This is a genomic window from Paraburkholderia silviterrae (assembly GCF_004353915.1).
In the GTDB taxonomy this organism is placed as follows: domain Bacteria; phylum Pseudomonadota; class Gammaproteobacteria; order Burkholderiales; family Burkholderiaceae; genus Paraburkholderia; species Paraburkholderia silviterrae.
In genome coordinates this window covers 63535-76027 of sequence record NZ_SMRP01000009.1, presented here as the reverse complement: position 1 = coordinate 76027, position 12493 = coordinate 63535, and the positions used below count along the sequence as shown (strand labels likewise).

14 protein-coding genes are annotated in these 12493 nt (G+C 65.2%); 3 read left to right on the top strand and 11 right to left on the bottom strand.

The annotated features are described in order from the left end of the window. Positions 1-2 precede the first annotated feature (2 nt). The 10 genes from EYW47_RS19030 to EYW47_RS18985 all read right to left on the bottom strand — a co-directional run bounded on the left by EYW47_RS19030 (position 3) and on the right by EYW47_RS18985 (position 8517). Entirely contained in the window at positions 3-377 is a 375-nt protein-coding gene (locus EYW47_RS19030; protein ID WP_133196388.1) for a Rieske (2Fe-2S) protein, read from the bottom strand. A 3-nt stretch (positions 378-380) separates the two neighbouring features. Further along, positions 381-692, bottom strand: coding sequence for a YciI family protein (locus EYW47_RS19025; protein WP_133196387.1), 312 nt, complete (start codon positions 690-692; stop codon positions 381-383). A 42-nt stretch (positions 693-734) separates the two neighbouring features. Continuing rightward, the gene (locus EYW47_RS19020; protein WP_133196386.1) at positions 735-1802 is read right to left on the bottom strand and encodes a maleylacetate reductase; all 1068 of its coding nucleotides are present in this window, start codon (positions 1800-1802) and stop codon (positions 735-737) included. A 7-nt stretch (positions 1803-1809) separates the two neighbouring features. Next, positions 1810-3276, bottom strand: coding sequence for an aldehyde dehydrogenase family protein (locus tag EYW47_RS19015; RefSeq protein WP_133196385.1), 1467 nt, complete (start codon positions 3274-3276; stop codon positions 1810-1812). Between the two features lie 47 nt (positions 3277-3323). Beyond that, positions 3324-4343: a hydroxyquinol 1,2-dioxygenase gene (locus EYW47_RS19010; RefSeq protein WP_133196384.1), complete on the bottom strand. Its 1020-nt coding sequence runs from the start codon at positions 4341-4343 to the stop codon at positions 3324-3326. Positions 4344-4389: 46 nt separating this feature from the next. Further along, complete coding sequence (locus tag EYW47_RS19005) at positions 4390-4884, bottom strand: cupin domain-containing protein (protein WP_133196383.1); 495 nt, start codon at positions 4882-4884, stop codon at positions 4390-4392. Positions 4885-5091: 207 nt separating this feature from the next. Beyond that, a complete protein-coding gene (locus EYW47_RS19000; RefSeq protein ID WP_133196382.1) occupies positions 5092-6021 on the bottom strand; it encodes a LysR family transcriptional regulator in 930 nt (309 codons plus the stop codon). An 84-nt stretch (positions 6022-6105) separates the two neighbouring features. Continuing rightward, positions 6106-7392 carry an MFS transporter gene (locus EYW47_RS18995; protein WP_133196381.1) on the bottom strand — a complete coding sequence of 429 codons (1287 nt, stop codon included), beginning with the start codon at positions 7390-7392 and terminating at the stop codon, positions 6106-6108. Positions 7393-7708: 316 nt separating this feature from the next. Continuing rightward, positions 7709-8248 (bottom strand): carboxymuconolactone decarboxylase family protein, encoded by a 540-nt coding sequence (locus EYW47_RS18990; RefSeq protein ID WP_133196380.1) that lies wholly within the window; start codon positions 8246-8248, stop codon positions 7709-7711. Next, positions 8245-8517: a hypothetical protein gene (locus tag EYW47_RS18985; protein ID WP_133196379.1), complete on the bottom strand. Its 273-nt coding sequence runs from the start codon at positions 8515-8517 to the stop codon at positions 8245-8247. Before EYW47_RS18985 ends, EYW47_RS18990 begins: the two co-directional genes overlap by 4 nt. A gap of 35 nt (positions 8518-8552) precedes the next feature. Between EYW47_RS18985 and EYW47_RS18980 the strand changes: the two genes are divergently transcribed. After that, on the top strand, positions 8553-9737 hold the full coding sequence (locus EYW47_RS18980; protein WP_133196378.1) for an alkene reductase: 1185 nt from the start codon (positions 8553-8555) through the stop codon (positions 9735-9737). Next, entirely contained in the window at positions 9734-10450 is a 717-nt protein-coding gene (locus tag EYW47_RS18975; RefSeq protein WP_133196377.1) for an SDR family oxidoreductase, read from the top strand. Before EYW47_RS18980 ends, EYW47_RS18975 begins: the two co-directional genes overlap by 4 nt. Before the next feature lie 135 nt (positions 10451-10585). Here the strand turns inward: EYW47_RS18975 and EYW47_RS18970 are convergent, their stop codons facing one another. Further along, a complete protein-coding gene (locus EYW47_RS18970) occupies positions 10586-11335 on the bottom strand; it encodes an SDR family NAD(P)-dependent oxidoreductase (RefSeq protein WP_133196376.1) in 750 nt (249 codons plus the stop codon). Positions 11336-11568: 233 nt separating this feature from the next. Between EYW47_RS18970 and EYW47_RS18965 the strand changes: the two genes are divergently transcribed. Next, positions 11569-12240: a peroxiredoxin-like family protein gene (locus tag EYW47_RS18965; protein ID WP_133196375.1), complete on the top strand. Its 672-nt coding sequence runs from the start codon at positions 11569-11571 to the stop codon at positions 12238-12240. Positions 12241-12493 lie beyond the last annotated feature (253 nt).

Here is a 12493-nt window from a genome sequence, read left to right as displayed (position 1 = left end):
CGTCACGCAAGCACCCAGCCGGCGGCGTCGATCTCGACGGTGAAACCGTCGAGTGCCGCGCCCGCGCACGGGCCTTCGATGCAATGGCCGTCCTCGAAGCGAAACAGGGCGCTGTGGTGCGCGCACATCAGCACCTGGGAGCGGTAGCAGGAAATCAGCCCGGGCTCGAAATCGAGCGGCACGGAAAAATGCGGACAGCGGTTGGCATAGGCCCACACGCGTTCGCCGCGCCGCACGACGATGACGGGCTTGCCCGCGGGTCCTTCGTCGACGACGCGTGCGCCGCCGTCCGGCACGTCGCTCACACGACACAAGCGGCGGCCCGGGTGTTGACCTGAGGGTTGACCCGAATGCAGGCTCAAGCGCGACGCGTTCATCGCTCAGATCCTCCGCTCGGGGTTGCCGAGGCTCCAGTCCCATGGGCGGACTTCGACGCGCTCGAACAGTCCCGCCTGCATGTACGGGTCGTGCCTCATGAACGACATCACGTCGTCGATGCCCTCCGCTTCGATCACGAGCAGCGTGCCGTTCATCGCATCGCACTGCGGCGCGAGCGTCGATCCGCCGAGGCGTACGAACACGCCGTGCTGCGCGGCGTTGCGCAGCCAGGTCCGATGCACGGGACGCATGCGCTCGCGCTCCGTGCGCATGCCGGGTTTGTCGGTGGCGAAGATCGCGAAATAGCGCGCCATGGTGTGTCTCCGAATCTTCTCTTGTTGAAAGGGCGGCGCCGATCAGGCCGGCGCCACGCCCTGCCACGCCCGCTGCAGCAACGCACGAATGGCCTCGCGCTCGACGGCGCGCGGGTTGGCATACGGGTTCTTGCACGCGAGATCGGCGGCTTCGTCGAGCCCCTGCTCCGGCATGCCGATTTCGGCGAGCGCCACGGGAATGCCGAGCGCCTGGTTCAACGCAAACAGCAACGCTCCTGCTTCGGACGCCTCATTTCCGCCCAGCGCGCGCGCCACGCGCGCGAGCGCCTCGGGCGCCGCCGTGTGGTTGTAGTGCGCCGTGTGTGGGAGCATGGCCGCATGAGTCTGCGCATGCGGCAGATTGAAGGTGCCGCCGAGCGTGTGACATAACTTGTGATGCAGCGCCATGCCGACCGCGCCCAGGCACGTCCCCGCGAGCCACGCGCCGTATAGCGCGCGGCCGCGCATTGCCGCGTCGTCGGGCGCGCGCACGATGGCCGGCAGCGCCTCGCCGAGGGCGCGGATCGACTCCTCGGCCATCAAGCTGATGACCGGATTCGCGTCTTCGGAGTAGAGCGCCTCCACCGCGTGCGCCATGGCGTTGATGCCCGATGCCGCCGAGACCGCCACCGGCAGCGAGAGCGTGAGCGCCGGGTCGTAGATCACGGTGCGCGGCAGCACGCGCATGTCGCGCCCCGTGCGCTTCAAGCGCCCTTCGGTGAGGCCGTAGATCGGCGTCATCTCCGAGCCCGCATAGGTCGTAGGCACGGCCACGATGGGCAACGTCGACTCGAGCGCGATGGCCTTGCCGAGCCCGATCGTCGAGCCGCCGCCCACGGCCACGCAACAGTCCGCGTCGAGCGCCGCCGCCGCGTCGCGCGCGGCGTGCGCCACTTCCACGGGCACGTGCATCACGGCCTGCGCGTGCACGCCCGCCGCGCGCTCGCCGAGCACCTGCGCGACCTGGTCGGCCAGCGCGCGCTGCTCGGGCGTCGAGAGGATCAGCGCGCGCCTCGCCCCCAGCCGCTCGACTTCCGCGGGCAGCGTGGCAAGCGCGCCCCACGCAAACACCACACGCGAAGGCGTTCCCTGATAGACGAACGGTTTCATGCCGGCCTCAGCGCTTGAAGTGCGGCGGCACGTTGCCGTCCACGTTGACCCAGACCGAACGCGCTTCGGTGTAATCGTGCATCGCCTCGAAGCCCATCTCGCGGCCGTAGCCCGACTGCCCCACGCCACCGAACGGGCTGCCCGGATTCACGCGCTTGTAGCAGTTGATCCAGCACATGCCGGCATGGATCTGCCCGGCCATCCGGTGCGCGCGCGAGAGGTCGCGCGTCCACAACCCGCTGCCCAGGCCATAGGCCGTGCCGTTGGCGATGGCGAGCGCCTCTTCGTCGTTACGGAAACGCAGCACCGTAACGAACGGGCCGAACACTTCCTCTTGCGCGACGCGATCGTTGGGCGTCGCCGCTTCTACGATCGTCGGACGCACGTAATAGCCGTTCGCGAGCGCGGCGTCCTGCGGAGCGCTGCCGCCCGTGAGCACGCGTCCGCCCTCCCCGCGCGCCACGTCGACGAAGGCCAGCACGCGCTCCTGGTGCTGCTTCGACGTGAGCGGCCCCATCTCGGTGTCGGGATCGAGCGGATTGCCCACGCGAATCGAAGATGCGAGCGAGACGAAACGCTCGAGGAACGCATCGGCGATGCGCTCGTGCAGGACCAGACGCGAGCCCGCGATGCACGCCTGCCCCTGGTTGTGGAAGATCGCCCAGGCCGCGCCGTTGATGGCCGCGTCGAGATCGGCGTCTTCGAACACGATGTTCGCGCCCTTGCCGCCCAGTTCGAGCTGCACGCGCTTGAGATTGCCCTGCGAGGCCTCGACGATGCGCCGCCCCGTCGCTGTCGATCCCGTGAACGCAATCTTGCCCACGCCCGGGTGCTCGGCGAGCCGCTGCCCCGCGGTGTGCCCATAGCCCGTCACGATGTTGACGACGCCTGCGGGAAAGCCCACTTCGGCCATCAACTCGACAATGCGCAGCGTGGAAAGCGGCGTGATCTCGGAAGGCTTGAGCACGACCGTGTTGCCCGCGGCGAGCGCCGGGCCCATCTTCCAGCTCGTGAACATGAGCGGAAAATTCCACGGCACGATCTGCCCCACCACGCCGATGGGCGCGCGCTGCACGTAGTTCAGAAAGCCGGTTTCGACGGGAATCACCGAGCCCTGCAGCTTGTCGGCCATGCCGCCGAAGTAGCGGAAGCATCCGGCCGTGCGCGGCACGTCGAGCGCGCGCGAGTCGCGGATCGGATGGCCCGTGTCGAGCGATTCGAGTTGCGCGAGTTCCTCCGCATTCGCCTCGATGGCGTCGGCCAGACGCAGCAGCAGGCGCCCGCGCTCGGCGGCGGGCATGGCCGCCCACTTCGGAAAGGCGCGCGTAGCGGCGTCCACGGCGAGATCGACATCGGCGGCCGTGGCGGCGGCGATCTTCGTGATCAGCGAGCCGTCGTGCGGATTGAGCACGTCGATCGTGCCGCCTTCTACGGCATCGGTGAAGCGACCGTCGATGAAGAGTTGGGTTTGCATGAGCAGTCCTTAGTTAATGCGGATGAGCGGGTTCGGAATGCGAGCGCTCAAAATTCGACCGGATACGGCTTGAGCTCGCCGCTCTCATAGCGCTTGGGCAGATTCGGCGTGGCGTTCTCCCACACCAGCAGCATCGAGCGCTTGGTCGAATAGCCTTGATGGCGGATATCGGCCGGCATCGCGCAGATGTCGCCCGCACGCATCGTGATGCGGGCACGCGGCGCGCCGGTGTTCTTGTCGCCGATGTCCCAGACGATTTCGTCGGAGAGCTGCAGGAACCATTCGACGCGGTCGTTGCCGTGGAACACCGGCAGGATGAATTCCTCGGTGGTCGGGCAGAACAGGCTCTGGCCGCAGACCGAAGTCACGGATGGATTCCACGTGACGTCCGAGCGCGACAGATACTTGAAGAGATTGAAGGCGTGCAGCTCGCCCTCGAAGCCGGGCTCGCAGTGCACTTCAGGCTCGTCCTGCTCCACGTCGGTGAACGCGCGGTTCACGGGCAGATCGTTGCGCAACGGCGAGTCGCCTTCGAGGCCCGGCATCCGGCGCGTGGCAATGCGCGTGCGCTCGATCGCGGCACCATTCTCGCCATGCTTGCGGCCGTAGGCGCTGCCCGTCTCGGCCGGCGCCGCGAACGGGTCGAAGCCTTCGTTGGTCCAGTCGTGCAGGATGGCCTTGAAGGTCGCCATGATCGTGGGCGTTTCGAAGGTCTCCATGTAGTCGACGCCGGCTTCCTTCATGATGCCGTTGAACGAGCCCGCGTAGACATCGACCTTGCCGTAGTGATTGCGCGTGCCGAACACGTGATCGAAATTGACCCAGCCGTAGAAGAAGCCCCACGCGACGTCGCGCATCATTGCACGCAGGAAGGCGTCGGCGGGAATGGCGTGGGTGCGCGTCTGGCCTTTCGCGGGCCAGTTGATTTTGACGAAGTACTCGTCGCGCAGGAATTCAAACGAGCCTAGCGTGAAGCGGCGATAGCCGGTCACTGCGTCGGGAACGCTGGCCTTGACGGCGTCGGCGGCAAAGCCGGCCGTGGGGAGGTTGTCTTCGAGGGATGCCATGATGTCTTGTCTCCAGATCTCTTCGGTTGATCGTTGCCGCGCTTGGTTAGTGCAGGCAGATATCGGCCCACTTCTGCACGGAGAGCTCGCCGATCATCGTCTGCACGAGCGCCACGCCGGCCTTCGGCGCGCTGAAGCGATACGCGCAGCCCGCGGGCAGCAGCGCCTGATGGCCCCGGCGCAGCACGACATGGCCCATCGGGCGGCCTTGCGGATGCTCGCCGGCGGCCATGGTGCCCGTGCTGTTCTTCGGCGGATTGTCGAGCTTGATGAAGTCGATGCGGACTTCGCCGTCCATCAGGATGACGAACTCATCGTGGGCGCAGGCGAACCATGCCGATTGCCCTTCGGTGCGCAGCACCTCGATCACGTATTCGAGGTTCTTGCCGGCCACGACCTTTTCATAAGGCGCCGACTTCGAAGCGACTTCGAAGACGTTGGAAAAGACGTAGTGGCTGGCGCGGCCGCTGGTGATTTCGATCTCGCCCTTGCGGTAGCCGTCGAGCGAGCCAAAGACGGTTTTGAATGACGTCTCGGTCATTGCTGTCTCCTTGAGTGGAATCCCTTCGTTGGAACATCTTGTCGTTGGATTCAACTTTAGGAGCGTACTGGGGCGGCAACAACCGGCGCGGCAGCGATTACGGCATTCGCGCTTCGCGAATAATCGGATCAAAAGCGCGGACTAAACGCGCAGACCGAGCGTGCGGGCCGAGCGTGCGGGCCGAACGCGCGGACCCAAGGCCCCGCTTCAGCTCACCCAGCCGCGCTCGATGAGCGGCAGGTCCCATGCGGGCTCGGGGCCCAGCCAGTCGGCGAGGAATTCGACGAGCGCTTTCACTTTCAGCGCCTGTCGCTGCGTTGCGGGATAAACCGCCGCGAAGCTGAGCGGCGAAAGCACATAGTCGGTCAGGATCGGCACGAGCGAGCCGTCGAGCAGCGCGGCGCTCGCGACGAGCGTGGGCAGGCACACGACGCCGCCGCCCGTGAGCGCATAGTCGCGCAGCAAATGGACCGAGTTGGAGCGGATCATGCCGGGCAGCTCCATCTCCACGACCTCCTCGCTGCGCGTCATGGTCCAGCGGTTGCGTGAGGGATAACCCGAATAGAGCGCCGTGGTGTGCTGCAGCAAATCACGCGGATGCTGCGGTGTGCCATGCTCGCGCAAATAGGCCGGCGACGCGCAAAACAGGCGCCGCACGGTGAACAGGCGCCGCTCGATCAGCGAATCGGAGATGGGGGGAAAGATCTGGAAGGCGACGTCGAAGCCCTCTTCGATCGGATCGACCACGCGGTCGTTGACGATCACATCGAGCTGGATGCCGGGATAGCGCTTGTTGAATTCGGCCAGCGGCGTCGCGAAGTGGCTCAGCGCGTAGCCGGGCAGGATCTGGATGCGCAGGCGGCCCGTGGGCGTCGCGCGCAGCTCGCGCATCTGGTCGGTCAGCTCGTTCACGCGCCCCACGACTTCGGCGCACTCGCGATAGAAGGTCTCGCCGACTTCGGAGAGCCGCACGTGCCGCGTGCTGCGGTGAAAGAGCGGCGCGTTGACGAACTTCTCGAGCTGCTGGATACGGTTCGTGATGACCGAGCTCGTGACACCCAATTGCCGCGCGGCCTCGGCGAAGCTGCTCGTTTCGGCCACGCGCACGAAGGCCTCGATACTCAAAAAACGGTCCATGCTGCTCCCTTCTCCCCCAGTGTCGCCCGTCAGTTTATACGCTGGCGGGCGAGCACGGTGGCGCGCGGAGCAAGCGCTGGCGGCTTACTCCGGCTGCTCGGCCGCGGCGAAAGCGGCTGCCTCGCCGCCCCGGCGGCGCAGCTTCGCGGGCGCGGTCTCCGTGAGCAGCAGGCTCACGCCGATGCCGAGCACGACCGCGCAGATCGGCAGCCAAAGGATGTTCTGAATGCCGAAGCGAGTGGCGACGAAACCTGCGAGCGCGGGCGCCACGCCGCCGCCGAAGATCTCGCCCGCGCCCACGACGATGCCGATCGCAGTGGACACCATGCCCAGCGGCGCGGCTTCCGTCGCGACCGGTCCCGAGAGCAGCGAAACGAGGCCGAGCGTGAAGAAGGAGGCAACGAACAGCACTACGAACAATTCGAGCGGCTGCGCGCCGATTCCACGGAAGAGGTACAGCATCACCGCGGTGCCCGCGAAGCCGACGACGCTCGCCACGCGCCGGCCCAGCAGATCGGAGAGTCCCGGCAGCCCGAACTGGCCGACGAAGCCGCCGAAGCCGATAGCGGAGACCACCACGCCCATATGCTGCGTATCGAGCGAGAGGTAGTTGGTGAGGTACAGCGGCAGCATGGCGCCCAGCACGAACACACCGGTCATGGCGCAAAAGAGCGCGACCATCGCAATGGGGATATTCCGGTTCTTGAACACGGCGCGCCAGTTGCCGCGCTCGCCCGGTGCGTGTGGGCTGGCGTGAGCCGTCACGAGTTCGGCTTGCGGCGCCTGCTGCGATCCTGGCTCGCGAATCACGCGGAACATCAACAGGCCCAGGATCAGCCCCGGAACCGACACGAGCGCGAAGACCCAGCGCCACGACACGAAACTGAGCAACTGCGTGGCGATGATCGGCGCAAGCGCAAGCCCGAAGAGCGCGAAGCCGCTTTGCTGCAGCCCGAGGTTGAAGCCGCGGCGCTTGGGATGCGAGGCGTCGGCGGTGGCGGCGAAGCTGGTCGGGCAGAACGAGCCCTCGGCCACGCCCATCAGCGCGCGCACGGCCAGCAGGCTCATGAAGCCGCCCGCGAGCCCGGAAAAGCCGGACAGCAGCGAAAACACGATGATGGCCGGAATCAGCACCTTGCGGCGCCCCACTTTGTCGGAAATGCCGCCCATGAGCGCCGCGAAGATTCCCCATGAAAGGCCGAGGATGCCGATGCAGTTACCCACATCCTGGGCGCTCAGATTCAGGTCTTTCATGATGGACGGGAACAGCGGCGCGATCAGCCACCGGTCGAGTCCGACCAGCCCGAAACCCAGGGCCAGCAGCACAACGGCCTTCCATTCGTAGGCCACATCCCAATCTTGCGATTTCATCTGTGTCTCCTGTCGATGGGACTTGGCGCTTTAGCGCTTAGTCCCGTCCCATGCAAAGCTCCAGACGGCTCCATCGGCCACCGGTGGGGGAAAGATAGAGGCAAGCGCAGCGCGACGGGTATGGGCTAAGGGCCGAATGCGCCATTCGCGAAACGCGAACAATCGCGTGGCGCCGCGCCTGGCGGGGCTGGGCGGGCTGGCGTGCAGGATGAGAAACGCCAAAGCGCATGCCGTGCGGCACGCGTATCGCGCCGCACGGCAAACAGCACTTCAGCAGGCGCCACAGACACGTGGTGCGCCATAGGTGCCAGCTGCCTTATGCCGGCAGCTTCGGCGCGGCGGGGAAATCGACCGGCACGCGGGTCACGCCATGGAGATAGTTGGTCACGACCTTGTCGCCGACCGCGACGATCACGTCCACGAGGTTTTCATTCGTCCACCCCGCGGCCAGGAACGCATCGACGCGCGCCTGATCGGCGTGACCCCGGCGCACGGCGATGTCCTTCACGAGGCTCGCGAGCGCGTCCAGCTTCGGGTCGAAGCTCGCGCGGCCGCTGCGGATTTCAAGGATTTGCTCGTCAGAGAAGCCGGTCTTCTTGCCGATCATCGTATGCGCGGCGAGGCAATACTCGCAATCGTTCACCTCGCTCACGACCAGATTGACGACCTCGCGCGCCTTGCCCGTGATGCTGCTCTTCGCATTCTGGAAGGCCAGATAGCTGCCGAGCGCATGTTCGGAATACGCCAAAGTTGCATACAGGTTCGGCACGACGCCAAGGCCGGCCTTGAGCTTGTCGAAGATGGCCTGGTTGGCGGGCGAGACGGATTCGCGGGTGGGGACGTTGAATGTGCTCATGCTGATTCTCCGGTTCGTGAAGGTGTCTGGTCGACGCTACGACGATGTGACGATGCGACGTTGACCGCTGCGGCATCGCCTGGCATGCGTTCGGCGACGCTGCGGTGTGGATGAAATTTGACGCAAGAGCCGCCGCTGCGGTAGGCCGGCGCCACGCATATCAGCGATTCCTGGCGGGCATGGCCGCGCTGCCGGCCGCGCCATGCCGTGGAGGAATGACTGCTATCGCCGCCACCGGTCTTCTTGCGCAACGCTTTTGCCGCGAACATGGCCTCACCGCAAACCCCGCAGGAAGGAGCACCAAATGAAGCTGTTCAGCCAAACGCAGGTCGGTTCGCTTGCCCTCAAGCATCGTGTCGTGCTCGCGCCGCTCACGCGCATGAGAACCGAGCCCGGCAATGTTCCCGGCGACCTGATGATCGAGTACTACGCCCAGCGGGCGTCTGAAGGCGGTCTGCTGATTACGGACGCCACGGCCGTCACGCCGCTCGGCATCGCTTATGTGGATGCGCCGGGCATGTGGACGCGCGAGCAGGTAGCCGGCTGGAAGCGCGTGGTGGACGCCGTTCACGCAAAAGGCAGCGCGATCTTCGTGCAGCTCTGGCACGCGGGCCGCCAGGCGCACTCGGCCAACACGGGCGGCCTCACGCCGGTTGCCCCTTCCGCGCTACGCTCGCTCGAGCACGCCGCGATTCGCGACGCGCAAGGCCAGATCGCCGAAGCCGAACTGCCCGTGCCGCGCGAGCTGGCAACCGATGAAATCCCGGCCATCGTCGAGCAGTTCCGCCACAGCGCAATGCTCGCGAAGGAGGCAGGCTTCGACGGCATCGAGCTGCATGCCGCCAACGGCTATCTGTTCGAGCAATTCCTGCTCGATGGCTCGAACCATCGCACGGATGCCTATGGCGGCTCGCTCGAAAACCGCGCGCGGTTTCTGTTCGACACGCTCGACGCGGTCGTTGGCGTCTGGGGCCCGGGCGGCGTCGCCGTGCGTCTTTCGCCGAGCGGCACCTACGGCACCATGTCGGACAGCGATCCGCACGCCACCTTCGGCTACGTCGCAACGCGCCTGAACCGCTACGCGCTGGCCTATGTGCACGTGATCGAGCCGCGCATCCGCGGGATCGAGGAGCGCGAGGCCGCCGAGTCGGACGTCTCGTCGAAGGACATCCGCCGCTTCTTCAAGGGCACGCTCGTCGCGGCTGGCGGCTTTACGCGCGAAAGCGCCGAGCAGATCGTGATCGACGGCCACGCCGACCTCGTCGCGTTCGGCCGGATGTTCATCGCCAATCCCGACCTGCCAGAGCGCCTGCGCACGGGCATGCCGCTCAATCGCTACGACCGGACGACGTTTTATGGCGGCGACGCGCGCGGGTATATCGACTATCCGTTCGCTGCGAGCACGGCTTCAAGTACGGCTTCAAGTACGGCTTCGACCTCGTCCGCAGCACGCCAGGCAGCCGGGCGCGCATCGGGAGCGCTGGCATGAACGCGCGAACCTTTCTCGTGACGGGCGCGACCAAAGGCATCGGACTTGCGCTTTCGCACCGGCTCGCGGCGGCCGGGCATCGCGTCGTGGGCCTCGCCCGCCATCGCGAGGATTTTCCTGGCGACTTCGAGAGCGTTGACCTGGCCGACCGCACGGCCACCGAGCAGGCGCTCCGTGAGCTGTCCAGCCGCTACGCTTTCGACGGCCTCGTCAACAATGTTGGCCTCGTGCGTCCGCAGGCGATTGGCGAAGTGCAACTCGACGATCTCGACAGCGTGCTTGCCGTCAATCTCCATCCCGCGCTTCTGGCCATGCAGGCCATCCTGCCGGGCATGCGCTCGCGCGGCTGGGGGCGGGTCGTGAACATCGCAAGCCTCACCGTGCTCGGTGCGGTCGAACGAACCGCCTATGCCGCTGCGAAGGCCGCGCTCGTGAGCTTCGCGCGCTCATGGGCGCTCGAACTCGCGCCGACCGGCATCACGGTGAATGCCGTCGCGCCGGGGCCGACGGAGACCGAGCTGTTTCGCGCCAACAATCCGCCGGGAAGCGCCGGCGAAAAGCGCTACCTCTCGGGGGTGCCGATGCAGCGCTTCGGCACGCCGGACGAGATCGCCGCCGCCATCGCCTTCCTGCTTTCCGAAGACGCCGGGTTCATCACCGGGCAGACGCTCTTTGTCGACGGCGGTGCATCCATTGGCAAGGCGTCGATTTGATCCGCTGACGAGGTCAAAGCAGGCCCTGCGCGCAGTGTGGCGTGCAGGGCCCATTCGTTCACAAAGTCATCCTCACTAATTGCGTATGCCCGGCCGCGCTTCATCGCGGCCGGGCATACGCGTCGCCGTCATCACTCAAACCTGCGCCAGACCGCCATCGACGAAGAGATCGATACCCGCCACATAGCTGCTCTCGTCGCTCGCGAGAAAGAGCACGGCGGCCGCCACTTCCTCGGGCCGGCCGATGCGTCCGAGCGGCGTGGCTTCGGCGAACTTCGCGCGCAGCGCATCGGCCTGCGCGGGCGTCGAGACCTGGCTCTCGATGATGGGCGTGTCGATCGCGCCCGGGCTCACCGCGTTCACGCGAATCCCGCGTCCCTTGAGCTCCGTCGTCCACGTGCGCGCGAGCGAGCGCACGGCCGCCTTGGCCGCGCTATAGGCGCCATGTGCCTGCAGTCCCTTCACACCGGAAACCGAGCTGGTGAGAACGATGCTTGCGCCCTCGCGCATCAACGGCAACGCCTTTTGCACCGTAAAAATCAGCCCGCGCATGTTCACGTTGAACGTCGCGTCGTAATGCTCGGGCGACATCTCGTCGATCGTGCGCTGCTCGATGAAACCGGCGTTGGCGAACAGCACGTCGAGCTGCGTGCGCTCGGCGCGCACGCGCGCAAACAGACGATCGAGGTCTTCGAGATTTGTCACGTCGCCGCGAAACGGAACCACGTTGTGGCCGATTTCCGCGGCGGCGCGCTCGAGCTCGGTCTCGCGCCGGCCGACGATGTACACGTGCGCGCCTTCCTCGGCAAAGCGCTTTGCCGTTGCAAGGCCGATGCCGCTCGTGCCGCCGGTGACGACAGCCGTTTTTCTATCCAGCTTTCCCATGAGTTTCTCCTCAACGGTTGATGTGTGCGTTGAGGATCGCAGGCGACGCCCGCGCGCAGAAGCCGCCGCGAGGCAATATCTGCTATGCCGCGCGGGAATCCGCGCGAGGCATGCCGTGCTGGAATGGCACTTATGCATGCGGGCCGTCTACTGGCGGTTGTGCCTGGCGCCGATCATGAAGCCATGACGAGTTGCATCGATCGTCTCACTTTCAACTTTTATCGGAGGCCATCATGTCGCTTCAGGACAAGCTCGACGCATTCAAGGCGGACTTCAAGGCCGGCAAGGGGCCCTGGTTCGCATCGCCGGACATTCATCCGATCATGGAGCGCGCAACGGCCGAACTGATTGCGAGTGGTCAGGCTGGCCGCGCCGTGAAAGCGGGCGAGCGCGCCCCAACCTTCCGGCTGAAAGACCAGCATGGCAATGAAGTCTCGTCGGTCGAACTGCTCGATAAGGGCCCGCTCGTCGTGACGTTCTATCGTGGTGTCTGGTGTCCCTATTGCAATATGGAGTTGCAGGCGCTCAACGAAGCGCTGCCCGATCTGCAGCGGTATGGCGCCAGCCTGGTGGCGATTTCACCGCAGTCGGCCGTCAATAGCCGCAAGTCGGAGCGCGTGAATGGGTTGAGTTTTCCTGTGCTCAATGATCCGCACAATGACACCGCTGCCGCGTTCGGGTTGCGGTTTGTGTTGCCGGATTATCTGATCGATGTGTATAGGGCGCGGAAGAACGATCTGCCGATGTTCAATGGTGACCAGAGCTGGACGCTGCCGATGCCGGCGCGATATGTTGTAGGTATGGATGGCGTCGTTGTGTATTCGGAAGTCAATCCGGATTATACGCAGCGTCCTGATCCTTCGGAAATGATTCCGGTGCTGCAAAGGCTCGCATTGCCGGCCTGAGCCGCTGGTGTCGTGGTGGGATTTTTTTACTGGGACAGAGTTGTCTGAAGGGGCGCAATTTTAAAAAAAACAATGTTGTGATTATCGATTGGATGTTCGAACAGTTATAAAGTTATAAGTGATTCTGTTGGATCTGTGATGTGGTACGGTGTTTCGAACTTTCTTTTCATCGTTGATTCTGGTGAGAGATCGTTTTATGGATCATGGATAAGTGGTTCTGCACCATGTATTGTTTTTTCGTGAATTATGGGGC